This is a genomic window from Limnohabitans sp. INBF003 (assembly GCF_055396645.1).
In genome coordinates this window covers 1,399,628-1,424,157 of record NZ_AP029222.1, presented here as the reverse complement: position 1 = coordinate 1,424,157, position 24,530 = coordinate 1,399,628, and the positions used below count along the sequence as shown (strand labels likewise).

Sequence of the window (24,530 nt, the reverse complement as noted above, 5' to 3'; positions counted from 1 at the left end):
AAATCTTTCAGTGAAGGTGACGTGGGCGGCGACCACCACCGTGACCGCTGCTGTTGCCACCCGAACCACGCGGTGGCTTGCCCAGCTCCAGCGAACTCACCAGGTTGTCAAACCGCTGGCTGAACAGCTTGTCGATTTCAGCCACCACGCCCGACAACTCGGAGCCATCAAAATGACGCTCCATCATGTTGACAACATCGTGAATGAGCAAGTCTCGCTGAGCTTGCATGATCGCGGCGGGGTCAGGCCCCACGAACAACATCACAAAATCATCGCGCGACTCCGCGCCGCTGGCTTCGTCTTCATCGTCAAATTCGGTGTCGTAAAACGTCACCTCAATCTGGGTGCCTGCTGCCGACAATTCGTTGAGGTTCATGCAAAGGTCTTCCATGACCATGCGAAAGTCGTCGTCACCTCGGACCGTCCAACACAGTTGCAGCCGAAGCGCGTGGAGGTCAAAGCGGATGCCGGGCTCTTCTTCGTAGAGACTGGGCGAGCCTTCGCTCAGTGTGCGGGCGCCAGCGTAATGCCAAAGCGGCTTGAGCGCTTCCTGGATCGCCTTGATGTCGGTGCCGGGTTTGATCGGCACATCACCATGCACATGAATTTCAAGCGGTGCGTTGTCGTTTTTCATGATGGTGCTTCAGTATCGATGGTGCCCCGAGCCGGAATCGAACCGGCACGCCCCTTTTCAGGAAGCAACGGATTTTAAGTCCGGTGTGTCTACCAGTTTCACCACCGGGGCCAAGCTTGTATTGTGCCTTGATAAAGCCGATTTCCAGACTCAATTCATCTGCAAGTTCTGCATGGCCAATACATAAAAAGCGATCACACTGAAATAGCCCACAGCCCAAAAAACAGACCGAAACAAAGCCTTGTCAGCCAGGTAACACGCGACATAAGCGATCCGCGCCGCAACGAACAGCACGGCCAACATGTCCACCACCCATGGATCAACGCCTGTCAGCAGTGCCAGCACCACGCCAACAGCAAAGAAGGGGAAGGCCTCAAAACAATTGGCTTGTGCAGCGTTGGCCCTGGCCCTGAAGCCTGTTTGCTGTGCCAACCAAGCCCTGGGCTCATGGTTGTTGTAGCCTTTGGCCCCCGCCTTGGCAATGCCCGCACAAACCATCGGCATCAAACCGGCCACCAAAACAGATGCGTAAGAAATCACCATCACTGTCTCCTATTTGAATTTGACCGAATTGCCTCGATCAACGCCACGTTTTGCGCGGACCAACAAAAAAGCCACTGAAAAATCAGTGGCTTGCGTCAGTCAAGGATCGGCGTGAACCGGTCCCAGACGCAATCAACCGCCCTTTTTCGAGCGCTTGCCTGGGTTTTTCTTGCTGCGCGTGGCCACACCACGCTCCAGGCTCACGCGCTGGCCACGGCCATGGGTGCGCAAGGACACGCCGGGCAATGCAGGCAGAGGTGCTGTGAATTTACGATCGGCTTCGGTAACGATTTTGTTGCCCATGGGTGGCTCCAGATAAAAAATGCAAAGCGTTATTAAGCCACAAGAATGGCGCATTTTCAGCACCGACACCTTGCAAACGGACACCGACACGCCGTTTGGGCACATTTCAACTGGCGATAAACTGAGCGCATGGACTTCACCACCGCGTTGATCGTGGCCTATTTCGCTTTGCTGGCTGTCTCCTTGCGCACGCGCTGGGGCACGATTGAGGGGCCTTGGCTGTTTTTCTTTCGGGCATTTTTTCCCAACTGGAAGTTCTACCACGGTATCCAGCACATGCCACGCCTCTATGCACGCGGCCAGGCCAAGGACCAAAGCTGGTCTGACTGGTGCCTGATCTATCCGAGACTGCCCCTTCAATGGCACCATCTGGTTCACAATCCGGCGGTCAATCTTGCACTGACACACCAAAATCTCGTCGACCACTTGGCCAACGACATCCATGATTTGCCTGACGGTGCGGACATTCGGCAAAAGGTCACTTACCAATTGGTCAGCCAACTGGCCCGGCAAGCCCTTGCAGGCGGTCAATGGGGCGAGCACCCGATGATGGCCCAAGCGCCGGTACCCGGTCTTTGCGCCTTTCAGTTTGAGCTGCGCATGGAATTGCCCGGCAGCCAAAGCAGCCAACTCATGCTGCGCTCGCCGGAGCTGCCCACATGAGCTTGTCTCTTTCCATCCGCATGTTCGAGATCCTGTTGGGCTGGAGCCTGATGGTGCAAACGCTGGAATACCTGCGTGTGCAATCGCTGGACCAGATCGCTGTCTGGCCCATTCTCAATCAGGAGATTCCCCCTCGACCGGCCTGGATCAGGCGTTTGCTTGACCGACTGTTCCAACCCAAGCCTTACACCGCCCTGCTCTTGGTGCGCTTGGCACTGACCATGGCGCTGATGCTCGGACACATGGGATTGAGCGGTGCAGTGCTGCTGTTTTTAATCGCACTGCTTTTGCTGTTGCGCTGGCGAGGCGCCTTCAACGGTGGCAGCGACTTCATGACGCTGGTCGCCATCACTGGCTTGCTATTGGCATACACAGTCGGCGCACTGACGGACAGCACTCTGGGTTGGCGTGCAGGTTTTTGGTACATCAGCCTGCAAACGATCACCTCGTATTTCGTGTCCGGCTGGGTCAAGTTGTTGCGCCCTGAATGGCGATCGGGACGCGCCATGACGCTCTTTCTGGACACGGGCATTTATGGCCCATTGCCTGCCCAGAGTATTTTCAGACACCCGATCGTGGCAAGGGCATGTTCTTGGTCATTCACGCTTTGGGAAGGGTGCTTTCCACTCGCCTTGCTGGATGTCAGGCTGGCATGCTTGTTTTGCGCCGTGGCAGCGCTTTTCCATTTTTTGGTGTTCTTGTTTTTCGGTCTCAACCGGTTCTTTTGGGCATGGATCGCCACCTTCCCTGCCGTTTTGTATTGCGCAGGGGCAACATGGTAAAAAAGCCGCTACGGCATGAAGCAGTAGCGGCTTTTAGTTTGGAGGCGCGACCCAGAGTCGAACTGGGCTAGACGGATTTGCAATCCGTTGCATAACCGCTTTGCTATCGCGCCAGAATCAAAATCACGGTGACAAAAATGGGAAGCTGGTGCTTCCCATTTTTGCTGAAAGATGTTGGCACTTCTTTCCATGTTTGGAGCGGGAAACGAGGCTCGAACTCGCGACCTCAACCTTGGCAAGGTTGCGCTCTACCAACTGAGCTATTCCCGCATTCTGAGCTTCGAATTATACAACGAGAAAATGCGCTTTTCACGATCATCCGAATCAAAAAAACATTCTTGGCGGATCGCAAATTGGCATCTGAATTTCAGATTCCAAAAACAAAAAAGGGAAGCTGCTGCTTCCCTTTTTGCTGAAAGATGTTGGCACTTCTTTCAATGTTTGGAGCGGGAAACGAGGCTCGAACTCGCGACCTCAACCTTGGCAAGGTTGCGCTCTACCAACTGAGCTATTCCCGCATTTCAGTGAACTTGGCATTGTATGCTTTGTTCGCTGCAATAAATGAATTGTAATGCAAATTTCGGGGCATTTTGAGATGCCCCGAAAAAATTGCATCAATGTTTCACAGCAGGTGGTGTCGCTGTTGAAGCCACGGCCGTTACAGCAGCGGCTGCCACCTCTTCGTCGCTCAAAGGCACGGGCTTGGCTTCAAGCGCAATGTCCAGCACTTGATCAATCCACTTGACCGGCACGATCTCCAAACCATTTTTGACATTCTCAGGAATGTCTTGGAGGTCTTTGACGTTGTCTTCAGGGATCAGCACGGTCTTGATGCCCCCGCGCAAAGCCGCCAGCAGCTTTTCTTTCAAGCCGCCAATGGCCGTCACTTCCCCGCGCAGCGTGATTTCACCAGTCATGGCGACATCTGCACGCACGGGAATGCCGGTCATGGCCGACACCATGGCCGTGGTCATGGCAGCACCCGCACTCGGACCGTCTTTGGGCGTTGCGCCATCGGGCACGTGGATGTGCAGGTCTTTCTTTTCAAAGACCTCATCCTTGATACCCAACAAGCGCGATCGGCTGCGCACCACGGTGCGCGCTGCTTCGACCGACTCCTTCATCACATCGCCGAGCGAACCTGTGCGGGTGATGACGCCTTTACCGGGCATCAGAGCCGCTTCAATGGTCAGCAAATCGCCGCCCACCTCGGTCCAGGCCAGACCCACCACTTGGCCAATCTGGTTCTTTTGCTCCGCACGGCCATAGGTGTACTTGCGCACGCCCAAAAAGTCGTTCAGGTTGTCGGCGTTCACCACCACCTGGGGTGTCATCTGCTTGAGCAACAAGGCCTTGACGACTTTGCGGCAGATCTTGCCCAGTTCACGCTCGAGCGAACGCACACCGGCCTCGCGGGTGTAGTAACGCACCATGTCGCGAACGGCCTCTTCGGTCACGTTCAACTCGGATGCCTTGACGCCGTTGTTGGTCATTTGCTTGGGCAGCAAATACTTCATCGCGATGCTGGTTTTTTCGTCTTCGGTGTAACCCGACAGACGGATGACTTCCATCCGGTCAAGCAAGGCCGAGGGGATGTTCATCGAGTTGGATGTGGCCACGAACATCACATCGCTCAGGTCGAAGTCGACCTCAACGTAGTGGTCACCAAAGGTGTGGTTTTGCTCAGGGTCGAGCACTTCCAGCAAGGCGCTCGAAGGATCACCCCGGAAATCCGTGCCCAGCTTGTCGATTTCATCGAGCAGGAACAGCGGATTCTTGGTGCCCACCTTGTTCAGGTTTTGCAGCACTTTGCCGGGCAAGGCACCGATGTAGGTGCGACGATGACCGCGAATTTCGGCCTCATCCCGCATGCCACCCAAGGCCATGCGCACGTATTTGCGGCCTGTGGCTTTGGCAATCGATTGGCCCAGCGAGGTCTTGCCCACGCCGGGTGGTCCGACCAGACACAGGATGGGTGCCTTGACCTTGTCCACGCGTTGCTGCACAGCAAGATATTCCAGAATGCGGTCTTTGACTTTATCGAGACCGAAGTGGTCTTGGTTCAACACGTCTTCGGCATTGGCCAGATCGTGCTTGAGTTTGGTTTTTTTGCTCCAGGGCAAACCGGTCAGCACTTCAAGGTAGTTGCGCACCACCGAAGCTTCGGCCGACATGGGCGACATGAGTTTGAGCTTTTTCAGCTCGCCCTCGGCCTTTTTACGGGCTTCAGCCGACATCTTGGCGGTCTTGATCTTCTTCTCGATCTCTTCGATGTCCGCGCCCTCTTCGCCTTCACCCAGTTCTTTCTGGATGGCTTTGACCTGTTCGTTCAAGTAAAAGTCGCGTTGGTTCTTTTCCATCTGGCGCTTGACGCGGCCCCGGATGCGCTTGTCCACATTCAGGATGTCGACTTCGTGCTCGAGCTGGGCAAACAGGTTTTCCAGACGTGCCTTGATGCTGGCCAAATCCAGCACCTGCTGCTTGTTTTCCAACTTGAGAGGCAAATGGGCCGCAATGGTGTCGGCCAGGCGACCGGCATCGTCGATGCTGGAAATCGAGGTGAGGATCTCGGGCGGAATCTTTTTGTTGAGTTTGACGTACTGGTCAAACTGCTGCATAACGGCACGGCGCAGCGCTTCAATTTCGCTGCTGGGTTCTGCCTGCTCGGCTGATGGGTCAACCGGGGTGACTGCGGCCACGAAGTGGGCCTCGCCATCCACAATGGACAAGACCTGCGCACGTTGCTGGCCTTCGACCAGCACCTTGACGGTGCCATCGGGCAGCTTGAGCATTTGCAAAATGGTCGACACGCAACCCACATCGAACATGTCGTCGATGGCAGGCTCGTCTTTGGCTGCGGTTTTTTGAGCCACCAGCATGATGCGGCGCTCGGCGGCCATGGCCGATTCCAGTGCCTTGATGCTCTTGGGACGCCCCACAAACAAAGGGATCACCATGTGAGGGAAAACGACCACATCGCGCAGCGGCAACATGGGCAGTTCGATCAGGGTGGGCGGCAAAGGTGTGTGTCCAGACATGGTGTGTCCCTCAGGTCAATTCAGCTGCACATGGGTGCTGCAACCCGGATTTCAACCCATTCAAGCAAAAGGGTATGACCGAGGTGCCGCGCATGTGGGTCAGGCCTGCTTGGCCGACTCGCGGTAAACCAGCAGCGGTGGCTTGTTGTCGTCGATGACGGACTCGTCCACCACCACTTTTTCAACATTCACCGCATTGGGCAATTCAAACATCGTATCGATCAAGGCCTGCTCCATGATGGAGCGCAGACCACGTGCACCGGTCTTGCGGGCCAAGGCCTTGCGGGCCATGGCGGTTAAAGCGTTGGGGCGCACTTCAAGCTCAACACCTTCCATGCCCAACAATTTGGTGAATTGCTTCACAACAGCATTTTTGGGCTCTGTGAGGATTTGCACCAAAGCTTCTTCGGTCAATTCTGCCAAGGTGGCAATCACCGGCAAACGACCGACCAGCTCAGGAATCAGACCAAATTTGATCAGGTCTTCAGGTTCGACTTCGTTGAACACGTCCGTGAGCGAACGCTGCTTCTTGCTCTTGACCGTGGCGCCAAAACCGATGCCACCGGATTCGGTGCGGTTTTCGATCACTTTTTCGAGCCCGGCAAACGCGCCACCGCAAATGAACAGGATGTTGGTCGTGTCGATCTGCAAAAAGTCTTGGTTGGGGTGCTTGCGCCCGCCTTGTGGTGGCACGCTGGCCATGGTGCCTTCGACCAGCTTGAGCAAGGCCTGCTGCACGCCCTCGCCCGACACATCGCGGGTGATGGAGGGGTTGTCGGACTTGCGGGTGATCTTGTCGATTTCGTCGATGTAGACGATGCCGCGCTGGGCACGCTCCACATCGTAGTTGCAGGTCTGCAAGAGCTTGGCCACGATGTTCTCGACGTCTTCACCCACATAACCGGCTTCGGTCAGGGTGGTGGCGTCGGCCATGACAAAAGGCACGTCCAGCATGCGGGCCATGGTCTGGGCCAGCAGGGTTTTGCCAGAGCCCGTGGGGCCGATCAGCAAGATGTTGCTCTTGGCCAGCTCGACGTCGTCTTTCTTGGCGCTCTCTTTGTGCTTGAGGCGTTTGTAATGGTTGTACACCGCCACCGCCAGACTGCGCTTGGCTCTCTCCTGGCCAATCACGTAGTTGTCGAGGTTGGTCTTGATGTCGAGCGGTGTGGGCAAGCCCTCTTTGCTGCCTTCGGCCACGGTGGTGGTGGCGAGTTCATCGCGCACGATGTCATTGCACAAGTCAATGCACTCGTCACAAATGAACACCGACGGACCTGCGATCAGCTTTTTGACCTCGTGCTGGCTTTTGCCGCAAAAGGAGCAGAACAGGTTTTTCTCAGTAGTTGAGCCTTTTTTATCGGCCATAAAAGTTGCCTTGGTATCCGGAATTCGTCAATGATAACGAAAGAAAAACGGCGTTCACCCTTTGGAGGTCAACGCCGTTGCCAGGGTGCCGGACGAACCGGCCGCCATCAAGCGCGTTTGGAAATGACTTCGTCCACCAAACCGTAGTCTTTGGCTTCGGTCGCAGACAGGTAATAGTCGCGCTCGGTGTCGAGTTCGACCTTCTCCAGCGGCTGGCCTGTGTTCTCGGACAGGATTCGGTTCAGGTGCGCGCGGGTCTTGACGATTTCGCGCGCAGCGATCTCGATTTCAGTGGCCTGACCACGCGCACCGCCCAAGGGCTGGTGAATCATGATCTTGGAGTTGGGCAGCGAAAAACGCTTGCCCTTGGCCCCCGAAGACAACAAGAAAGCGCCCATGCTGGCAGCCATGCCGTTGCACAAGGTAGACACATCGGGTTTGATGAAGTTCATGGTGTCGTAAATCGCCATGCCCGCGCTCACCGAGCCACCGGGGGAGTTGATGTACAGCGAAATGTCCTTTTCAGGGTTTTCGCTCTCCAAAAACAGCAACTGGGCCACGATCAGGTTGGCCATGTGGTCATTGACCTCACCCACCAAAAAGATCACGCGCTCTTTGAGCAGACGCGAGTAAATGTCGTAGGAACGCTCGCCACGGCCCGACTGCTCGACGACCATGGGGATCATGCCCAAATTTGTGATGTCCAGTGCGCTCATCTTTTCTCCAGAAATTTCATGGATGACTTTAACCGGGTTTTCAAGCCCACCAAAGAGATGGGGCTTGTGAGCCAGACTACAAGCCCGGCACAAGCCCCATGCTCAAGCGATTTCAAGGATTCAAAGATCGATCAGGCCTGTTGACCCATCAACTCTTCAAAAGTGATGGCTTTTTCGACCACTTTGGCCTGGGCCAGCACGAAATCGGACACATTGCTCTCGATGACCACGGCTTCGACTTCGGCCAGACGCTGGTTGTCGCTGTTGTACCAACGCACCACGTCGTCCGGACGCTCGTAGCTGGCGGCCAGCTCTTCGATGTGGGCCTTGATCTGCTCGGGCTTGGCGTGCAGGGTGTTGCCACGCACGACTTCGGCCACCACCAGGCCCAGGCGCACGCGCTGCTCGGCTTGAGGACGGAAGATGTCGTCAGGGATCGGGGCCTTGTCAGCGTCCTTGATGCCGCGCTGCTTCAGATCGGCACGGGCGCCTTCTTTCAGTCGCTCGATTTCGCTTTGCACGATGGACTGGGGCAGGTCCAACTCGGCCTTGGCGACCAAAGCGTCCATGGCGGCTTGCTTGTTGCGGGCCAGCAGGCGGAATTTGACTTCACGCTCGAGGTTTTTGCGGATGTCAGCGCGCAGGCCTTCAACGGTCGCGTCGGCAATGCCCAAGGACTTGGCCAGTGCTTCGTTGACTTCGGGCAGATTGGCGGCTTCGATTTTCTTGACAGTGACCAGGAAGTCGGCGGTTTTGCCGGCAACGTCTTGACCGTGGTAGTCGGCAGGGAAAGCCAGGGGGAAAGTCTTGCTTTCGCCGGACTTCATGCCGCGCACAGCGTCTTCGAATTCCTTGAGCATCTGGCCGTCGCCCAGGATGAACTGGAAGTCTTCGGCTTTGCCGCCGGAGAACACTTCACCGTCGATCTTGCCTTCAAAGTCGATGGTGGCGCGGTCGCCGTCTTGTGCAGCGGCGTCTTGGGCGCGCTGGGCGAAAGTGCGGCGCTGCTTGCGCAGGATGTCGACGGTTTTGTCGATGGCGGTGTCAGAGACTTCAGCGGTCAGTTTTTCCACTTCGGTGTCGGCCAGGTTGCCCAGCTTGACTTCGGGATACACCTCGAAGATGGCTTCAAAGTTCAACTCGCCTTCGGGCGCGCCTTCTTTTTCAGAGATGCGGGGCTGACCGGCCACGCGCACTTGGGCTTCGTTGGCGGCCACCGAGAAGGCTTCACCCACTTTGTCGTTCAACACTTCGTACTGAACCGAGTAACCGTAGCGCTGGGCCACGACGTTCATGGGCACTTTGCCTGGACGGAAACCGTCCATCTTGACCGTGCGGGCCATTTTCTTCAGGCGTGCATCCACTTCAGACTGAATGGCCGTCACGGGCACAGTCAGGGTGATCTTGCGTTCCAGCTTTTCAAGGGTTTCAACAGTCACTGTCATCGTCGTTCTCGGTTAAATGAATTTCTCTCATGCCGCCGGGTTGCCCCTTTGGCCAAAAGTCGGTTGGTGCGCGGGGCGGGACTCGAACCCGCACAGTGTTGCCACCGTCAGGACCTAAACCTGGTGCGTCTACCAATTTCGCCACCCGCGCAGGTCCAAACAAAAAGGGCGTCAGGCCCGCCATTCAGCCCAAAAGCTGCCTGACACACCTGACCGCCCGGTTGAAATCGGTCAACTTTCTATTTTAGCCGCTTCAATTGTCCAAATTCAGGCATGGGCTTCATTTGGACGCGGAATCCTGAACCAGGCCGCGTACATCGCAGGCAATGCCAGCAAGGTGAGCGCCGTGGCCACGATCAAGCCGCCCATGATGGCGACCGCCATCGGGCCCCAAAAGATGCTGCGCGACAGGGGAATCATGGCCAAAACAGCCGCCGCCGCCGTCAGCACGATCGGGCGCAAACGCCGCACGGCCGACTCGACAATCGCTTGCCAAGGCGCCACGCCAGCGGCCCGGTCCTGCTCAATCTGGTCAATCAAAATGACCGAATTGCGCTGAATCATGCCCATGAGCGCGATCACCCCCAGCAAAGCCACGAAACCGAAGGGGCGGTTGAGGGCCAGCAAAGCCGCCGCCACACCCGCCATGCCCAAGGGCCCGGTCAAAAACACCAGCATCGCGCGGCTGAAGCTTTGCAGCTGGAGCATCAGCAAGGTGAAGGTGATGAACAGCATGACCGGCACACCCGCCGCAATCGAAGCGGAGCCTTTGGAGCTTTCCTCCACCGCGCCGGCCACTTCGATCCGGTAGCCGCTCAAGCCCTGACCTTGCCAGGTGGCCTCGGTCTTTTTGAGGGCTGGCAACAACTGCGCCGTCACGGTCGCGCCCTGCAAGCCTTCGGCAATGTCGGACTGCACCGTGATGGCGTATTGACGGCCTTCGCGCCACATGACGCCCGGCTCCCAGGCAAACACCGGGGTGGCGATTTGCAACAGAGGGATCGACTTGCCAGACGCCGTAGGCACATAAGCCTGTCCCAGGTCAGACAAGGCATCACGCTCGGCCAAAGGCTGGCGCAGTACGATGTCGATCAGTTTGTCGCCGTCGCGGTATTGCCCCACGGTCGAGCCGGACAGCAAGGTGCGCGAAGCCTGCGCAATGGACTGACTGGTCACACCCAAAGCGCGGGCCTTGGCCTGGTCCACTTCGAGCCGCACCGATTTGACCGACTCGTTCCAGTTGTCGTTCACACCCCGGGTGTTGGCGTTTTGGCGCATCTCGGCCTTGATCTCGTCGGCCTTTAGGCGCAAAACCTTGGGGTCCGGCCCCACCACTCGGAACTGCACCGGATAAGGCACCGGCGGGCCGTTGGGCAGCAACTTGACGCGGCCCCGAATCTCGGGAAACTCTTGCGCCAGCAAAGTGGGCAGCTTAGCGCGCAACACTTCGCGGGTTTTCAGGTCTTTGGGCAACACGATCAGCTGCGACACATTGCTCTGCGGAAACACCTGGTCCAGCGGCAAATAAAAGCGCGGGACGCCCGAACCTACCCAGGCCGTGACCGACTTGACGCAGTCTTCTTGCGCCAGGCGCTGCTCGACGCGCTTGGCCATGTCTTCGCTGGCCTTGAAGGGCGAACCCTCGGGCAGCCACAAATCGACCATGATTTCAGGGCGACTGGAGTCGGGGAAGAACTGCTGCTGCACCTTGCCCATGCCCACCAGCCCCAAGGCAAACAAGAACACCGTGATGCCAATCGTCTTCCAGCGGTGCGTCACGCACCAGGTCACCCAAGTGCGGAAGTGCCGGTAAAACGGGGTGTCAAACATCTCGGCCGAATCCAGGTGTTCGGCCGACACGGCGTGCGCTGGCGGCTTCAAAAGCCATGCGCCCAAGTAAGGCACAAAGTAAACCGAAGCCACCCAACTGACCAGCAAAGCCACCACGGTGACCGCAAAAATCGCAAAGGTGTATTCACCGGTCATGGATTTGGCCATGCCAATCGGCAAGAAGCCCGCGGCCGTGATCAAGGTGCCCGTGAGCATGGGCATGGCTGTCAGCTCATAGGCAAAGGTGGCGGCGCGCACTTTGTCGTAGCCCTCTTCCATCTTGCGCACCATCATCTCGACCGCAATGATGGCGTCGTCCACCAGCAAACCCAAAGCGATGATGAGCGAGCCCAATGAAATTTTGTGCAAGCCGATGCCAAAGTAATGCATGGCCAAAAAGGTCACGGCCAGCACCAACGGAATCGTGATGCCCACCACCAAACCAGGCCGAATGTCCAGCGTCCAGCGCCGCCACAAAGGGTTGTGGCCTGGCCGCTTGTGCAGGCCCAGCGCCAAAAAGCTGACTGCCAGCACGATCACCACAGCCTCGATCAAGACCTTGATGAACTCGTTGACCGAATTGGACACAGCGCTGGGCTGGTCTTGCACTTGTGTGAGCGTCATGCCCACAGGCAAACGGGTTTGCGCCAGTGCAACCGCCTGGCGCAAGGATTGGCCCAGCGCAATGATGTCACCCCCCTTGGCCATGGACACACCGAGGGCAATCACTTCCTGCCCCTCGTGGCGCACCTTGACCGAAGGCGGGTCCGCGTAACCACGGGTCACAGTGGCGATGTCCGACAAGCGGATTTGCGCGCCCGAGGCCCCGCGGATCGGCATGGCCTGTAAGTCGGCCAGACTCTGGAACTGGCCGCCCACGCGCACCTGCACCACATCGGCAGGCGACTGCACACTGCCTGCCGACTCCACCGCGTTTTGCTGGTTCAGCTGGGCCAGCACCGCAGCCATGTCCAGGCCCATTTGGGCCAGTTTCTTTTGCGAGACCTCGACAAAAACCTTTTCGTCCTGCGCACCAAACAGCTCCACCTTGGCCACATCGGGCACGCGCAGCAAGGCTTGGCGCAAGCTGTCGGCCTCGGTCTTGATCTCAGCGGGAGAAAAACCTTCGCCGCTCAAGGCATAGATCACGCCATACACATCGCCAAATTCGTCGTTGAAGAACGGGCCGACCACGCCTTGCGGCAAGCTGCCACGCATGTCGCCGATCTTTTTTCGCACCGCGTACCAGACCTGGGGCACATCGCCCGGCTTGGAGTTGTCCTTGATCTGGAAAATGATCTGCGCCTCGCCGGGCTTGGAATAGCTGCGGATCTTGTCGGCAAACGGCACCTCTTGCAGCGTGCGCTCCAACTTGTCGGTCACCTGCTCGGCCACTTGCTCGGCGGTCGCACCAGGCCAATAGGCCCGCACCACCATGGCGCGGAAGGTGAAGGGCGGGTCTTCGTCTTGCCCCAACTGAAAGTAAGAGGCCATGCCCAGAACCATCAGCACCACCATCAGGTAGCGGGTCAGGGCCGGGTGCTCCAGCGCCCAGCGCGAGAGGTTGAATGTGGTTTTTTCGGTGCTGCTCATGCGATCACCGTGCGGCTGTGGAGGCAGCAGATACAGGTGCGGATACAGGTGCAGGTGCGGCAGGCACTGCCGCAGACGCCGCGCCACTGACAGCGGCCCCGTAGACCGTGACTTTCTGGCCTGGCGACAAGACATGCACGCCCGCACTCACCACTTTTTGCCCGGGCTTGAGGCCCGAAGTGATGACCACCTCGTTGCCATCCACACGGCCGACCTGCACAGGCTGGGTGTTCACGGTCATGCTGGCTTCGTCCAGCAGCCACACCACGGTGCCCTGCCCTTCTTGGCGTAGCGCGCTGGTCGGCAACTTGATGACGGCGCTCTGGCTGCCCGGCAATCCGGCGGCCAGCACATGCACGGTGGCCCCCAAAGGCAAGCGCTCCGAGGCATCGAGCGCCAGCTTGACGGCATAGGTGCGGGTGACCGGGTCGGCACTGGCGGAGATCTCGCGAACTTTGCCTTGCAAAGCTTGCCCCGTGCTGGCCAAAGTGGCCTGCATGGATTGCCCCAGCTTGAGGGCCAACGCCATTTGTTCGGGAACGGCAAACACCGCATCACGCGGGCCATCGTGCGCCAAACGCAACACGGGCTGGCCTGCAGAAACCACCTGCCCCACTTCGGCTTCGACAGCCGTGATCACGCCCGCATGGCTGGCCGTCAAACGGGCATAGCCTGCCTGGTTGCTTTGGGCTTGGGCTTGCGCTTTGGCCTGGTTCAAGGCGGCGTCGGCGGCTTTGAGGGTGGCTTCGCGGCGCTCCAGCTCCGCACCGCTGATGAAGTTTTGAACTTTCAGCGCTTCAAACCGCTTGAACTCTGCGGCGGCCAGATCACGCTGGCTTTGCGCCGCGCTCACTTGCGCCAAAGCGGCCTGCGCGGCCAACTGGTAATCCTGCGCGTCCATTTGGGCCATCGCCTGACCTGCCACAACACGCTGACCTTGCTCGACATGGCGCTGAACCAGCTTGCCTGCCACCCGGAACCCCAGCCGGGACTCGACACGCGAACGCAATTCGGCCGAATATTCACCTTCAACATTCGAATCACCTCCGGCCACGGTCAGCACCTTAACTGCGCGCAAGGGCTCTTTGGGCGCCTCGGTCTTAGAACAGGCTACCAAAGTAGTCACAAAAACAGCGGTGGCGCACAAACGGAGAACTCGCCGAGCGGCGAGTGACAGAGTAGAGGGCATGGGATTTCCGGAAAATAATAATGACTGACTGGTTAGTAATCTATTCAAAGTCACCGTCCATGTCAAGCGACAATAGCAAATCACCATGCGCCAGCAAACCCTACTCAAGACCCCAAAACGCCCAGGCCTGAGCCCGGAACACCGGCAACTATTGCGCCAAGTGTCGCGCTCGTTTGACCTGTCCATCCGGCTATTGCCCGCAGCCGTTCAAGCCCCCGTGGCCATCGGCTACCTGCTGGCACGCGCCACCGACACCGTGGCCGACACCACAGCATTGCCGCTGGATGAACGCCAGCACTTGCTCAACGGCATGACGCAAGCCATCGCATCCACAGATGCCGTCACAGTCCAAAACCATGAACTGGCCTCGCTCACCCACGCCTTTGCGGCGCAACAAACCGATCCGCACGAACGCGCCTTGATGCTGGCGCTGCCGCAATGCCTGCCGCTACTGCAAACGCTGGGGCCAGAAGACCAGGCCAGCGTGCGCCGTGTATTGGCACACATCACCCACGGCCAACAACTGGACATGGCCCGTTTTGACCACGGGCTGAACACCCTGAACACCGAGATCGAACTCGAGGAATACACCTGGCTGGTGGCCGGTTGCGTTGGCGAGTTCTGGACCGAGCTGTGCGAGCGCCATCTGCCAGGGTATGCGCGGCTGGAGCAAGAAGAAATGATGCGCATCGGGCGGCAATACGGCATGGGTTTGCAGCGCCTGAACATCCTGCGCGATGCCGGGGCCGATTTGGCTGCCGGGCGCTGCTACTGGCCTGCCGAGACCTTGGCCATGGTGGGCCTGAGCCCCGAGCTGCTGGCCCAAGCCGCACAGACAGGCCATGCAGACCACTTGATGGCCCTGACACCGCTTTACAACCAGTGGCTCGAACGCACGCAAGCGCAACTGGCCGACGGCATCCGCTATGCCATGGCGTTGAAGCCGCTGCGCCTGCGCCTGGCCAGCGCCCTGCCCGCCCTGATCGGTGCACGCACCGTGGCCATGCTGCGGCAAACCGGGCCTTTGGCGTTGACCCAGCGCGTCAAAATGCCGCGCCATGAAATGCGCCAGCTAATCTGGCACATCGCCTTGGACCTCGGTTCACCCGCCACCCTGGGTGGCTTGTTCCAGAAATTGTCGGGTACAGCCCCGTCTTGAGCCCCTCGTTTGGGTGCGAGAATCCCCCACCATGAACCCGCAAGACTACGTCCAGCAAAAAGCCGCCGCCTCGGGCAGCAGCTTTTATTACGCCTTCCTGTTCCTCCCGCCAGAACGCCGGGCCGCCATCACCGCGTTTTATGCGTTTTGCCGTGAAGTGGACGACGTGGTCGACGAAATCAGCGACCCCAGCGTGGCCGCCGCCAAACTCGGCTGGTGGCAAAAAGAAGTCCAGCAAGCCTATGCGGGCCAACCCACCCACCCGGTCATGCATGCGCTGATGCCATTGGCACCCGCTTTTGACATCGAAAGCCGCCACCTGATGGCCGTGATTGAAGGCTGCCAGATGGACCTGAACCAGACCCGCTACCTCGACTTTGCGGGCCTGACGAAATATTGCCATTTGGTGGCTGGTGTGGTGGGCGAAGTCGCCGCCCGCATCTTTGGCCAAACCGACGAAGCCACCACCGCCTACGCCCACAAGCTGGGCCTGGCGTTTCAGATGACCAACATCATCCGCGACGTGGGCGAAGACGCCCTGCGCGGCCGCATCTACCTGCCGCTGGACGAGCAGCAACGCTTTGGCGTCAAAGCCCAAGACCTGATGCAGCGCAAGTATTCAGACAGCTTCACCGCGCTGATGAAGTTCCAGACCGAACGCGCCCACGCCCTGTACGACGAAGCCCTGGCCCTGCTGCCCGCCGCCGACCGCCGTGCCCAAAAACCCGGCCTGATGATGGCCAGCATCTACCGCACACTGCTGCGCGAGATCGAGGCCTCGGGCTTTCAGGTGCTGCACCAGCGCATTGCGCTCACGCCGCTGCGCAAGCTGTGGCTGGCTTGGAAGATGCAGGCGCTGGGGCGGTTTTGATACCGCAACAGGGGCACCACTTCAACTTAACGTGAGCAGCATGAATCGCCCGTTTCTTTGATACCCAACAACTTGAAAATTTTGCCTGCTGGGCAAACACCCGTGAAGCCTGACTGGAAAAGGTTCAAGCCGACAAATGCGCACAGCCACAGCCAGCTGGGTTGACTCAAATCGGCTTGACCATTGAAGTGCGCCAAGGCCAGACCCAAGGTCACCATGAACCCGGCCATGATGTTGATCATTTTGCTAACGGTCATTTCAATACTCCTGATTTAAAACTCTGTATTCTTTAAAGACGTGTATCAGTCCAGTGCACGGCCTTCGCCTTGCTCTTCCACCGTTTGTCCATCACGGATGTGATAAATCCGACGAAATGTCGGGATGATTTTTTCATCGTGCGTGACCACAATGATGGCGGTTTGCGCTTGTCGCGCCATGTTGTTCAAGATCCGCATCACCGCCAAGGCGCGTTCACTGTCCAGGGGGGCTGTGGGTTCATCCGCCAAAATAACGGGCGGCTTGTTGGCCAACGCCCGGGCAATCGACACGCGCTGCTGCTCGCCTCCTGACAATTGCGCTGGCTCGGCCTGGGCACGATGTGCAACATCGAGTGCCCCGAGCAACTCCAGCGCCCGTGCGCGAGCTTGTGCATTGGGTACACCAGCCAACATGGGCAGCAGGGCCACATTGTCAGTCACATCCAAAAAGGGAATCAGGTAAGGTGCCTGAAACACAAAACCAATGCGATCCCGGCGCAATGCCCGTAAATCCGAGGTCTGCCAGCCGTTGTCATAAATGATGTCCTGACCGAGTGTCATCCGACCTGACGTCGGCTCGATGATCGCGCCCAGGCACTTGAGCAAAGTGCTTTTACCCGAACCTGAGGGTCCAACCAGCCCGACAACCTCTCCCGGGGCCACTTGCATGTTCACATTTTTGAGGGCCTCGACAGCTGTATCACCATGCCCATAGACTTTGCGGAGATTGTCGATGCGGATGCCGCCCTGGTTCGAAATCATGTGATGCCCTTTCAACCAATGGCTTGCGCCGGATCCACACGCAAGGCCACGCGAATGGCCAATGTGCTGGCCAGCGCACAGATCAGCAGCGTGGCCACAAAACCCAGCGCCGCGTCTTGTGTCAACAACAGGACAAACTTGGGAAACACAGGTGCCCACAGCGTGGCAGCCACTTTTCCGACCACAAAACCGATGACGCCTAAACCCAGGGCTTGTTGCAAAATCATGCTGGCAATGGTCGCGTTGCGCGTGCCGATGAGCTTGAGCACAGCGATCTCACGGATCTTGCCTAAAGTCATTGTGTAAATAATGAAAGCAACAATTGCAGCACTGACCACGGCCAAAATCGCCAAAAACATGCCAATCTGTTTGGCTGAGGTGGCAATGAGCTTTTGCACCAGAATTTCTTCCATGTCGCTGCGCGTGTAAACCGTCAAATGTTTCCATCGGCGAATAGGCTCTGCCACTTCTTGCGCAGACCAACCCGAGGCCACTTGCACCAACACAGCATTCACACTGCGGCTGGTGTTTTGCTGGTTTTGGGCCGCATCCAGCAAACCGGGCACCCCAGGGCGATTGAAAGCCGGATTGTTTGCCGTGCGAACACGGTCATTGACGATGGCATCGTTGTCTTTGAGAAACTGCGCTTCCTGCGCATCTTTCAAGGCAATGAACACCATGGGGTCTCCACCCGACGACACCATCCTTTGCGTCAAACCCACCACCACATGGTCATGGCGACGAATCCGCACACGCTCACCCAGCGACAAACCTGTTTTGGTATCGACCACAGCTTCATAGTGACTGTGCGTCAGGTGTCGACCTGCTACCAAGTGGGCCGGCTGGCCAGGCAAACCCATGGCCCCCGGCTCGATGCCCACCACCATCGCACGTGCTTCGCGGCCATGAACCGACTTGATTTGCATCGTGAAGTAAGTGATGTTGGCGGCTTTGGCAACACCGGGCAAGCCCACAATGGCGCGAACCACATCGTCTTTCAAATTGGAGCTTTCGGCATAAGGGCCCTGCGTGTCCTTTTGAACCACCCACAAATCAGCACCACTGTTGTTGAGCAAAGCTTGCGCATCGTCCACCATGCCGCGAAACACCCCAGCCATGGTGAGCGTCACCCCGATCAACAAGCCAAGACCCAGACCCGTCAGGACAAACTTGGCCCAACTGTGCTGAATGTCCCGCATGGCCAAACTGATCATGGGTGGCCCTTTTTGACCAGGACGTCCACCACCTGAAAGTGCAAGCCGGGTTTGAGCGGTTTTTCGCTGTACACCACGATCGTGTCGCCGGCTTGCAAACCACTGAGGGCTTGAACACGCCCATCCAGACTGGCCATGCCCCATTGCACCGGCACAAAGCCGATCTGGCCCTCAACCACTCGCCAGACACCACTGCGGCCAAGGTGCTGCTGCACACTGGCTTGAGGCACGACAAGGGCATCGGTCAAAGGGCTCAGCGACAAGGTCACTTCGGCCATCTCACCAATCGAAGCTCCACGCGGCAGCTGGGAAAAACCAACTTGTGCCACGCGCTCCTCGGTCACCGCATCGGCCAACCATTCGACGCGTTCCACCTGCCCAGACAAAGGATTTTGTGGCTGTGACCTCAACACGATCCGTGCCGGCAAGCCCATTGCCAAGCCCTCAGACCGACTTTGATCCACGCGCATCTTCACCCACAGACTGGCAGGATTGGCCAGACGCAGCACAGGTTGGCCAGCAACAACGGTGCTGCCCGATTCGGCGTCACGGCTGAGCACCACGGCGTCTGCGGGGGCTATCAAACGGCTGTTTTGCCGAAGCAAGGCGGCAGCCGAGCGTTCAGCCTGCAGTCGCTGTGCGTCTTGAGCTGCAGCTTGCACATTGGCTTGGGCCGTCTGCACAGCAGCTTCGGCCGAAGTCAACTCCTGCTCCCGCCCTTCCAGTGCGCCCTGGCTGATGAAGTTTTGGCGAGCCAAATCTTTTTGACGTGACAAATTGGTGCTTGCCAAGGCCCGTCGAGCCTGCGCGTCGGCCAATTGCGCCCGTGCCGCCATTTGCACACTGCTGGCTTTGGCCACCGCCGCCTCTTGCGCCAGCAAGCGTTGGTCCAAATCAACGGGGTCCATTTCAGCCAGCAATTGGCCCTTTTTGACGAATTCCCCCACCTCTGCATGCACCCGCAACACGCGCCCGGCAACAGTGGGCCCCATGAGCCAAGATTGACGCGCTTCGACCGTGCCCACGCCAAATACAGACGGTGTCAAGGAGTCACGTTGAACCTCAAGCACCGTGATCTTCGCCGGTGCCAAAGGTCCCACGCGAAATGCGACCCAAGCCATCAACACACAAAGTGCCAAGGTCCCGAGCACGACCATCCAGCGGCGTTTGTTCCATCGAGCCCAATTCATTGTGCTTCCTTCAAGGGTTGAGGCACGGGGGCCAGTAGGCCCCTGGCGTAAATGTCATAAACCTTCAATGCTTGTGTTTTCATGCCAGCCAACGTACCCGCCATCATTGACTGCATGACCAAGCCTTGAATGGCCCCCATGAACAGCGCGCTGGCCGCATGGGTATCAATGTGGGGCGAAATGTGCTCTTGAGTCCGTGCTTGATCCAACAATCCCACCACCAATTGGCGGTAGGCCAGCATCAAGGCCTGCGCGCGGTCTTTGAGAGCTGTCGGTTTTGCGTGCTGCAATTCCTGAAAGATCAAGCGTGGAACCCCTGGGTATTGAAAAACAAAATCAATGTGCGCCGTGAACACCGCCTTCAAAGCCGTCAGTGCCCCCCCCGCTGCGATATGCGCTGTCACTTCGGTCTGAAGTCGTGTCATGAGGTCTTGCTGCACGGCTTCCATCACGGCCACCCATATAGCTTGCTTGCTCTGGAAATGCTTGAACACCGCACCTTGGGTAATTCCCACCGCCTGTGCAAGCTCCGCAGTGGTGATTTCCGCCGGGCTTTTTTGCGCCGCCAATTCCAAGGCCGCCTGAACCAAACCGATTTGACGGTCTTGCGTTCTTTGTTTGGTGCGAATGGACATTGTGCGATCAAATAAGTAATTGATGAATTACTTTAACAGAAAACCTGTGCTCCTTTTAGAAAAAAAAGATCAGCGGCCTCTTCGGCCTACCATGTCTCGCGACATGACTACCAGTTGGTCTAAGCTCAGTGCTTGCTTGGCCTGCGGATACACCTGCTCTTCCTCAGCCTTGATGTGGTCCTTATAGATGGTCACAAACGCGTCCATGTCGGCCTGGTCCACATCGCTGAAAGGCCTCCGATTTTTGGCGTCCGCGTGCGCCACACGCGCCAGCGCCTGGCGAACAGCTGCCCAGCGCTTTTCCATGTCCCGGTGATCCCGCTGGAGCCGGACCACCAGCAAACCCAGGCGTCCATCGTGTAAAGCCAGCACCGCCGGGAAAACATGCAGCTCTTCGTCCAGGTGGTGCTGCGGGGCAGCCAAGTCGAAGTAGCGCATCACGTCCGTGGCCGCGGTCGCGGCTTGCGCGTCACACCCGTTTGTCAACAGGTGCGACCTGAGCCGTGCGAGCAAATCCAGCATGCGCTCAACCCGCTCATGACAAGCCGAAAGCATCTCAAACGGCGCTTCAAAGCCCACACTGGGTGAACGCAAGCCCGGCAAACCCGCGCCTGCAGCGCTGGAGTCGGTCACGCTTTGTCTCCCCAGATGCGGGTGAATTGCTGCATCTCTGGGCGTGGCTTGAAGGGTTTGCGTGAGCTGACCGTGCCCACGCTCAAACAACAAATGGCATGCTCCGCAGCGTCCAGCCCCAGATCGGCACGAAAAGAAGCGGCCTTGAGCGCTTTGCCGCTCGTCAAACCCGAGCCATAGCCCATGGCATGGGCCAGCAGCATGAGGTTCTGCACTGCGCAGCCCGCACTCAGCACCCGCTCGTGCATGTCGATGTCGGCAGAGCCTTTGGCCTCGTCCACGATCAGCAGCATCAACAAGGGTGCCCGCAGGGCCTTGTCGCGTGCCTGCTCCAGTTGCTCGACCGATGCGCTGGGGTCACGCTCCAGCAAGGCAGAGGCAAACAGCTCGCCAAGATCGACCCTTTTGTGCTCGGGAATGATCAAGAAGCGCCAGGGGTTGATGAGGTCGTGGTCCGGCGCGGCCGCAGCGGCCTGAAACAATTGTTCGAGTTCAGCCGCATTGGGACCGGGGGCCACCAACCTTTTGGGCAAAACGGTCTGGCGCGAAGCGATCCACTGGCTGGCCAGCCGTGGCGCATTCGCGGTCTCTGCATCGCTCATGTCATATCCCTCATCGCGCTCACTCCGAAATGATCTGGCCATCATGCTCAACATACGGCGCAAACGGCCCAGTACCGCTGTGCGACGACTGTGATGCTGGCACAAAATCGCCCCGCTGCACATCGAACACATGCACCTCGCCCTCTTCGATCACATAGTGCCAGCCGTGCAAGGTCAGGCGCCCGGCTTCGACTTCGCGCCGCACCATGGGGTAGTCCATCAGGCGTTCGAGCTGCAAGACCACCGAACGCTGCTCGGTGCGCAGTAAGGCCTCGGGGCTGGGCCGCACCGGCAGCAGGGCCTCGTCGGCCAGCTTGAGCCAGCTTTGCAAGGCCTTGGCTTCTTCGGGTGCGCCTTCGTAAGCGGTGCGAATGGCACCGCAGTGGCTGTGCCCACACACGATGATGCGCTGCACATGCAGCTGCAGCACCGCGAACTCGATGCCTGCCATGGTGCCGTGCAGCCCGTGCGAGCCATCGAAGGGCGGCACCAGCGCGCCCACATTGCGCACGATGAACAACTCGCCCGGCCCGGTGCCGGTCAAGAGGTAAGGCACCAAGCGCGAATCCGAGCACCCGATGAACAAGGTTTTGGGGTGCTGCCCCTGCGCCACCAGATCCTGAAACCGCTGCTGGTGCAGCGGAAAATAATCCGCATGAAAGCGCTGCAAACGCTGCAGCAGCTCATCGGACGCGTCGGGCAGCGCTGATTCGTTCATTGCACCAGGGGCGAGGCATCCCCGTCCAGTTCCAGGCCCTCGACCTGCGCCAGGCCGACCAGTCGGCGCATGTACTGCCCCAAGGCGGTGGCGCGTGACTGCCATTGCAGGCGCGCAGCGATCTGCGCCTTCAGCTGTTCAAACGAAGGCAAATGGCCGGGGTTCACTTCGAGCACATCGACGATGTGGAAACCAAAGCGCGTGTGCACCAGACGTGGCCGCAGCCCCGTGCTCTGGCTGGACTCGGCCAGGAAGAACAATTCCTTGGCGAATTCAGGTGCACAGTCCTGAGGCGTGAGCCAGCCCAGATCACCGCCTTGCGCGCCCGATGGGCAGTTGGACAACTCGGCCGCCAATTGCGCAAAGCGCTCGGGCTGCACCGACTTATTGGACAGTTCCAGCAAAGCCGCTTCGGCACGTTGCGCCAGCGCGGGCACGTTCACCCCGGGCGTGACGGCAAACAAAATGTGGCGCACCCGGCGTGCCTGGCCCACGGTGAATTGCGCCTGGTGGGCGTCGTAGTAACGCTGCGCTTCTTCGGGTGTGGGCTGGGGCGAAGCGACCTCGGCCTCCAGCATGCGGTCGATCACCGCCTGATCGTCGGCGCTCAGTTCAGGCGCTGTCAGGCCAGCGTGGCGAGGCAGCATACCCAGCCGGACGGCCTCTTGGCGCAGCAGTTCGGCGTGTGCCCGCTCCAGCAGGTCTTCTGCGGGAAGGCTCTCGCCGGAGGCGAGCAAGGCGATGCCATTGATGGCGGGCGCCACGGCAGGCAGCACATCGCTGGCCTCGTCGGTCTGCGCTGAACCGGCTAACGCGGACATGGCAGCCGCCGTGCGCTCATAAGCCGAAGACGGCGCTGCACTGCCGCAGCCACAAGAGCCGCTGCCGCAAGAACCTGCACCGGATGTGGCGGACTGGTTTTCTGTCAAGGTGTCAAAAGTCATGGTGAAGCCCTGTGTGCAATGGTTTCAAAAATTTCAACACCCGATCAGCCACGGCCGAACGGCGGCCGGGGCGTCATGCCCACACGGCGGCTGCGCACCACCTGGTACGGACGCACCACATAGGCCAGCGTGCCGAAACCACTCCAGACGTGCACCAGCCGCGTGAACGGGAAGATGAAGAAGATGCTCATGCCCAGGAACATGTGGGCCTTGAAGACCCAGCTGGCTTCGGCCAGCAACTCCACCGCACCACCTCGGAAGGTGACGATGCGCTGCGCCCACTCGGCCAGCTTGAGCATCATGCTGCCGTCCAGGTGCTGGGCCGACAGCGGGATGGTGGCCAGGCCCAGCGCAAACTGCGCCCACAGCAAGACCAGCAGCGCGATGTCGCTGGCGCGGCTGTTCACGCGGATGCGCACGTCAAACAGGCGGCGGTGCAAAAGCAGCGTCACGCCGATGAAGCCCAGCACGCCAAACACACCGCCTGAGACCATGGCCAGCAACTGCTTGTCGCCCGCGCTCATGATGTGCTCGTACATGAAATGCGGCGTGAGCATGCCCACGCTGTGCCCACCAAACAAGAACAGCACGCCCACATGGAACAGGTTGCTGCCCCAACGCAACTGGCCTTTGCGCAGCAGTTGCGAGGAATCGCTCTTCCAGCTGTACTGATCGCGGTCAAAGCGGATCAGGCTGCCGAGCAAAAACACGCTCAGCGCGATGTAGGGGTAAATGCCAAAAATGAAATGGTCGAAGTAGTTCATGCTGCAACTCCTCGGGTTTGGGTGGAGGTTTTCCTGACAATGTGGATGGGCTGCGCCTCGCCCGGACGGGCCTGGCCGCGTGTGCTGCAGCCATCAAAGGCCTCGGGCTCGCGCCAGCTCTCGTCCAGCGGCTCGTCGGCCACGATCTGCACGGCCTGGGCCTTGTGCCCGGCCAGCTCCAGCACCGCCGCCAACACCACCGCATAGGGGCTTTCGCGTTTGAGCAAAGCGCTGAAGATGGCGTTCAGAATGTGCGCCATCTCGCCCAGAAAGGCCTTGGCCACCTCGGGCGTCTGGGTCGATGCGAACTCCAGCACCACGCACAGATGGTCGGGCAGCTCGTCAGGCGACAAAAACAGGCCCGATTGCGCGTAGGTTTGACTCAAGTCGATCATGGCCGGCCCCCGGTCACGCGAGTCGCCATGCACATGCTCGAACAGGTGCAAGCAGGTGGCGCGGCCCCGGTCAAAGGTTTCCACATAACGCGCCTCGGCGTCCATGGTGTCCAGACGCAGCAGGTGGGATACCAAGGTCTGCAGTTCGGCCTGACGGCCAGCGCTCAAGGCGCCCTCTTCCTTCAGCACGGGCAGCAACTCAGGCAGCTGAGCTCGCAACTCGGTGTCCGGATAAGACAGCAACTGGGACAGCACGCGCAATGAATATCGGTTGTTCTTCATGAA

General features: G+C 58.9%; 24 protein-coding genes and 5 tRNA genes. 4 read left to right on the top strand and 25 right to left on the bottom strand.

Going from position 1 to position 24,530, the window contains the following annotated elements; translation table 11 throughout:
• Positions 1–7: 7 nt before the first annotated feature.
• The 4 genes from ACZ5VE_RS06480 to ACZ5VE_RS06465 form a co-directional block, all read right to left on the bottom strand.
• The gene (locus tag ACZ5VE_RS06480; RefSeq protein WP_464457191.1) at positions 8–634 is read right to left on the bottom strand and encodes a DUF6806 family protein; all 627 of its coding nucleotides are present in this window, start codon (positions 632–634) and stop codon (positions 8–10) included.
• A 19-nt stretch (positions 635–653) separates the two neighbouring features.
• A tRNA-Leu gene (locus ACZ5VE_RS06475) sits at positions 654–745 on the bottom strand.
• Between the two features lie 39 nt (positions 746–784).
• The gene (locus ACZ5VE_RS06470) at positions 785–1,177 is read right to left on the bottom strand and encodes an MAPEG family protein (protein ID WP_464457190.1); all 393 of its coding nucleotides are present in this window, start codon (positions 1,175–1,177) and stop codon (positions 785–787) included.
• 132 nt (positions 1,178–1,309) lie between these two features.
• Positions 1,310–1,480: a hypothetical protein gene (locus ACZ5VE_RS06465; RefSeq protein ID WP_464457189.1), complete on the bottom strand. Its 171-nt coding sequence runs from the start codon at positions 1,478–1,480 to the stop codon at positions 1,310–1,312.
• A gap of 129 nt (positions 1,481–1,609) precedes the next feature.
• Between ACZ5VE_RS06465 and ACZ5VE_RS06460 the strand changes: the two genes are divergently transcribed.
• On the top strand, positions 1,610–2,143 hold the full coding sequence (locus ACZ5VE_RS06460) for a hypothetical protein (RefSeq protein ID WP_464457188.1): 534 nt from the start codon (positions 1,610–1,612) through the stop codon (positions 2,141–2,143).
• Positions 2,140–2,925 carry a hypothetical protein gene (locus ACZ5VE_RS06455; protein WP_464457187.1) on the top strand — a complete coding sequence of 262 codons (786 nt, stop codon included), beginning with the start codon at positions 2,140–2,142 and terminating at the stop codon, positions 2,923–2,925. The genes ACZ5VE_RS06460 and ACZ5VE_RS06455 overlap by 4 nt, the downstream gene beginning before the upstream one ends.
• 39 nt (positions 2,926–2,964) lie before the next feature.
• Here ACZ5VE_RS06455 and ACZ5VE_RS06450 read toward each other — a convergent pair.
• The 10 genes from ACZ5VE_RS06450 to ACZ5VE_RS06405 all read right to left on the bottom strand — a co-directional run bounded on the left by ACZ5VE_RS06450 (position 2,965) and on the right by ACZ5VE_RS06405 (position 14,101).
• Positions 2,965–3,038: transfer RNA gene (locus ACZ5VE_RS06450), tRNA-Cys, on the bottom strand.
• Positions 3,039–3,119: 81 nt separating this feature from the next.
• Positions 3,120–3,195: transfer RNA gene (locus ACZ5VE_RS06445), tRNA-Gly, on the bottom strand.
• 172 nt (positions 3,196–3,367) lie between these two features.
• Positions 3,368–3,443 (bottom strand) — tRNA-Gly (locus tag ACZ5VE_RS06440).
• A gap of 96 nt (positions 3,444–3,539) precedes the next feature.
• Positions 3,540–5,963 (bottom strand): endopeptidase La, encoded by a 2,424-nt coding sequence (gene lon, locus ACZ5VE_RS06435; protein WP_464457186.1) that lies wholly within the window; start codon positions 5,961–5,963, stop codon positions 3,540–3,542.
• Positions 5,964–6,062: 99 nt separating this feature from the next.
• A complete protein-coding gene (gene clpX / locus ACZ5VE_RS06430; protein ID WP_464457185.1) occupies positions 6,063–7,328 on the bottom strand; it encodes an ATP-dependent Clp protease ATP-binding subunit ClpX in 1,266 nt (421 codons plus the stop codon).
• A gap of 107 nt (positions 7,329–7,435) precedes the next feature.
• Positions 7,436–8,044, bottom strand: coding sequence for an ATP-dependent Clp endopeptidase proteolytic subunit ClpP (gene clpP / locus ACZ5VE_RS06425; protein WP_464457184.1), 609 nt, complete (start codon positions 8,042–8,044; stop codon positions 7,436–7,438).
• Positions 8,045–8,175: 131 nt separating this feature from the next.
• Positions 8,176–9,489, bottom strand: coding sequence for a trigger factor (gene tig, locus ACZ5VE_RS06420; protein WP_464457183.1), 1,314 nt, complete (start codon positions 9,487–9,489; stop codon positions 8,176–8,178).
• A gap of 64 nt (positions 9,490–9,553) precedes the next feature.
• Positions 9,554–9,640, bottom strand: a tRNA-Leu gene (locus ACZ5VE_RS06415).
• Between the two features lie 116 nt (positions 9,641–9,756).
• Complete coding sequence (locus ACZ5VE_RS06410; RefSeq protein WP_464457182.1) at positions 9,757–12,912, bottom strand: efflux RND transporter permease subunit; 3,156 nt, start codon at positions 12,910–12,912, stop codon at positions 9,757–9,759.
• Positions 12,913–12,916: 4 nt separating this feature from the next.
• Entirely contained in the window at positions 12,917–14,101 is a 1,185-nt protein-coding gene (locus ACZ5VE_RS06405) for an efflux RND transporter periplasmic adaptor subunit (RefSeq protein ID WP_464457181.1), read from the bottom strand.
• Between the two features lie 85 nt (positions 14,102–14,186).
• Here ACZ5VE_RS06405 and ACZ5VE_RS06400 point away from each other — a divergent pair, with 85 nt between their 5' ends.
• Both ACZ5VE_RS06400 and hpnD read left to right on the top strand, forming a co-directional pair.
• Complete coding sequence (locus ACZ5VE_RS06400) at positions 14,187–15,260, top strand: phytoene/squalene synthase family protein (RefSeq protein WP_464457180.1); 1,074 nt, start codon at positions 14,187–14,189, stop codon at positions 15,258–15,260.
• A 31-nt stretch (positions 15,261–15,291) separates the two neighbouring features.
• Complete coding sequence (hpnD, locus tag ACZ5VE_RS06395; protein WP_464457179.1) at positions 15,292–16,131, top strand: presqualene diphosphate synthase HpnD; 840 nt, start codon at positions 15,292–15,294, stop codon at positions 16,129–16,131.
• Positions 16,132–16,157: 26 nt separating this feature from the next.
• On the opposite strand, the gene ACZ5VE_RS06390 is transcribed toward hpnD, so the two are convergent.
• The 11 genes from ACZ5VE_RS06390 to narJ form a co-directional block, all read right to left on the bottom strand.
• A complete protein-coding gene (locus ACZ5VE_RS06390; protein WP_464457178.1) occupies positions 16,158–16,388 on the bottom strand; it encodes a YgaP family membrane protein in 231 nt (76 codons plus the stop codon).
• A gap of 45 nt (positions 16,389–16,433) precedes the next feature.
• A complete protein-coding gene (locus ACZ5VE_RS06385; protein ID WP_416561000.1) occupies positions 16,434–17,150 on the bottom strand; it encodes an ABC transporter ATP-binding protein in 717 nt (238 codons plus the stop codon).
• An 11-nt stretch (positions 17,151–17,161) separates the two neighbouring features.
• Complete coding sequence (locus ACZ5VE_RS06380; RefSeq protein WP_464457177.1) at positions 17,162–18,364, bottom strand: ABC transporter permease; 1,203 nt, start codon at positions 18,362–18,364, stop codon at positions 17,162–17,164.
• Positions 18,361–19,554, bottom strand: a complete 1,194-nt coding sequence (locus ACZ5VE_RS06375) for an efflux RND transporter periplasmic adaptor subunit (RefSeq protein ID WP_464457176.1) — start codon at positions 19,552–19,554, stop codon at positions 18,361–18,363. The genes ACZ5VE_RS06380 and ACZ5VE_RS06375 overlap by 4 nt, the downstream gene beginning before the upstream one ends.
• Positions 19,551–20,189 (bottom strand): TetR/AcrR family transcriptional regulator, encoded by a 639-nt coding sequence (locus ACZ5VE_RS06370; RefSeq protein WP_464457175.1) that lies wholly within the window; start codon positions 20,187–20,189, stop codon positions 19,551–19,553. Before ACZ5VE_RS06370 ends, ACZ5VE_RS06375 begins: the two co-directional genes overlap by 4 nt.
• A 69-nt stretch (positions 20,190–20,258) precedes the next feature.
• A complete protein-coding gene (locus ACZ5VE_RS06365) occupies positions 20,259–20,822 on the bottom strand; it encodes a hemerythrin domain-containing protein (protein ID WP_416560996.1) in 564 nt (187 codons plus the stop codon).
• A complete protein-coding gene (locus tag ACZ5VE_RS06360) occupies positions 20,819–21,424 on the bottom strand; it encodes a nitroreductase family protein (RefSeq protein ID WP_416560995.1) in 606 nt (201 codons plus the stop codon). The genes ACZ5VE_RS06365 and ACZ5VE_RS06360 overlap by 4 nt, the downstream gene beginning before the upstream one ends.
• A 19-nt stretch (positions 21,425–21,443) precedes the next feature.
• The gene (locus ACZ5VE_RS06355; protein WP_464457174.1) at positions 21,444–22,142 is read right to left on the bottom strand and encodes a carbonic anhydrase; all 699 of its coding nucleotides are present in this window, start codon (positions 22,140–22,142) and stop codon (positions 21,444–21,446) included.
• Complete coding sequence (locus ACZ5VE_RS06350) at positions 22,139–23,086, bottom strand: peptidylprolyl isomerase (RefSeq protein ID WP_464452277.1); 948 nt, start codon at positions 23,084–23,086, stop codon at positions 22,139–22,141. The genes ACZ5VE_RS06355 and ACZ5VE_RS06350 overlap by 4 nt, the downstream gene beginning before the upstream one ends.
• A gap of 44 nt (positions 23,087–23,130) precedes the next feature.
• The gene (gene narI / locus ACZ5VE_RS06345) at positions 23,131–23,850 is read right to left on the bottom strand and encodes a respiratory nitrate reductase subunit gamma (protein ID WP_416560992.1); all 720 of its coding nucleotides are present in this window, start codon (positions 23,848–23,850) and stop codon (positions 23,131–23,133) included.
• Positions 23,847–24,527: a nitrate reductase molybdenum cofactor assembly chaperone gene (gene narJ, locus ACZ5VE_RS06340; RefSeq protein ID WP_448447195.1), complete on the bottom strand. Its 681-nt coding sequence runs from the start codon at positions 24,525–24,527 to the stop codon at positions 23,847–23,849. The genes narI and narJ overlap by 4 nt, the downstream gene beginning before the upstream one ends.
• Between the last annotated feature and the right edge of the window lie 3 nt (positions 24,528–24,530).

Excerpts from the sequence above, each read along its gene's own strand:
- ACZ5VE_RS06480 (WP_464457191.1), bottom strand. The coding sequence starts at position 634 with ATGAAAAACGACAACGCACCGCTTGAAATTCATGTGCATGGTGATGTG.
- ACZ5VE_RS06470 (WP_464457190.1), bottom strand. The coding sequence starts at position 1,177 with ATGGTGATTTCTTACGCATCTGTTTTGGTGGCCGGTTTGATGCCGATG.
- ACZ5VE_RS06465 (WP_464457189.1), bottom strand. The coding sequence starts at position 1,480 with ATGGGCAACAAAATCGTTACCGAAGCCGATCGTAAATTCACAGCACCT.
- ACZ5VE_RS06460 (WP_464457188.1), top strand. The coding sequence starts at position 1,610 with ATGGACTTCACCACCGCGTTGATCGTGGCCTATTTCGCTTTGCTGGCT.
- ACZ5VE_RS06455 (WP_464457187.1), top strand. The coding sequence starts at position 2,140 with ATGAGCTTGTCTCTTTCCATCCGCATGTTCGAGATCCTGTTGGGCTGG.
- lon (WP_464457186.1), bottom strand. The coding sequence starts at position 5,963 with ATGTCTGGACACACACCTTTGCCGCCCACCCTGATCGAACTGCCCATG.
- clpX (WP_464457185.1), bottom strand. The coding sequence starts at position 7,328 with ATGGCCGATAAAAAAGGCTCAACTACTGAGAAAAACCTGTTCTGCTCC.
- clpP (WP_464457184.1), bottom strand. The coding sequence starts at position 8,044 with ATGAGCGCACTGGACATCACAAATTTGGGCATGATCCCCATGGTCGTC.
- tig (WP_464457183.1), bottom strand. The coding sequence starts at position 9,489 with ATGACAGTGACTGTTGAAACCCTTGAAAAGCTGGAACGCAAGATCACC.
- ACZ5VE_RS06410 (WP_464457182.1), bottom strand. The coding sequence starts at position 12,912 with ATGAGCAGCACCGAAAAAACCACATTCAACCTCTCGCGCTGGGCGCTG.
- ACZ5VE_RS06405 (WP_464457181.1), bottom strand. The coding sequence starts at position 14,101 with ATGCCCTCTACTCTGTCACTCGCCGCTCGGCGAGTTCTCCGTTTGTGC.
- ACZ5VE_RS06400 (WP_464457180.1), top strand. The coding sequence starts at position 14,187 with ATGCGCCAGCAAACCCTACTCAAGACCCCAAAACGCCCAGGCCTGAGC.
- hpnD (WP_464457179.1), top strand. The coding sequence starts at position 15,292 with ATGAACCCGCAAGACTACGTCCAGCAAAAAGCCGCCGCCTCGGGCAGC.
- ACZ5VE_RS06390 (WP_464457178.1), bottom strand. The coding sequence starts at position 16,388 with ATGACCGTTAGCAAAATGATCAACATCATGGCCGGGTTCATGGTGACC.
- ACZ5VE_RS06385 (WP_416561000.1), bottom strand. The coding sequence starts at position 17,150 with ATGATTTCGAACCAGGGCGGCATCCGCATCGACAATCTCCGCAAAGTC.
- ACZ5VE_RS06380 (WP_464457177.1), bottom strand. The coding sequence starts at position 18,364 with ATGATCAGTTTGGCCATGCGGGACATTCAGCACAGTTGGGCCAAGTTT.
- ACZ5VE_RS06375 (WP_464457176.1), bottom strand. The coding sequence starts at position 19,554 with ATGAATTGGGCTCGATGGAACAAACGCCGCTGGATGGTCGTGCTCGGG.
- ACZ5VE_RS06370 (WP_464457175.1), bottom strand. The coding sequence starts at position 20,189 with ATGTCCATTCGCACCAAACAAAGAACGCAAGACCGTCAAATCGGTTTG.
- ACZ5VE_RS06360 (WP_416560995.1), bottom strand. The coding sequence starts at position 21,424 with ATGAGCGATGCAGAGACCGCGAATGCGCCACGGCTGGCCAGCCAGTGG.
- ACZ5VE_RS06355 (WP_464457174.1), bottom strand. The coding sequence starts at position 22,142 with ATGAACGAATCAGCGCTGCCCGACGCGTCCGATGAGCTGCTGCAGCGT.
- ACZ5VE_RS06350 (WP_464452277.1), bottom strand. The coding sequence starts at position 23,086 with ATGACTTTTGACACCTTGACAGAAAACCAGTCCGCCACATCCGGTGCA.
- narI (WP_416560992.1), bottom strand. The coding sequence starts at position 23,850 with ATGAACTACTTCGACCATTTCATTTTTGGCATTTACCCCTACATCGCG.
- narJ (WP_448447195.1), bottom strand. The coding sequence starts at position 24,527 with ATGAAGAACAACCGATATTCATTGCGCGTGCTGTCCCAGTTGCTGTCT.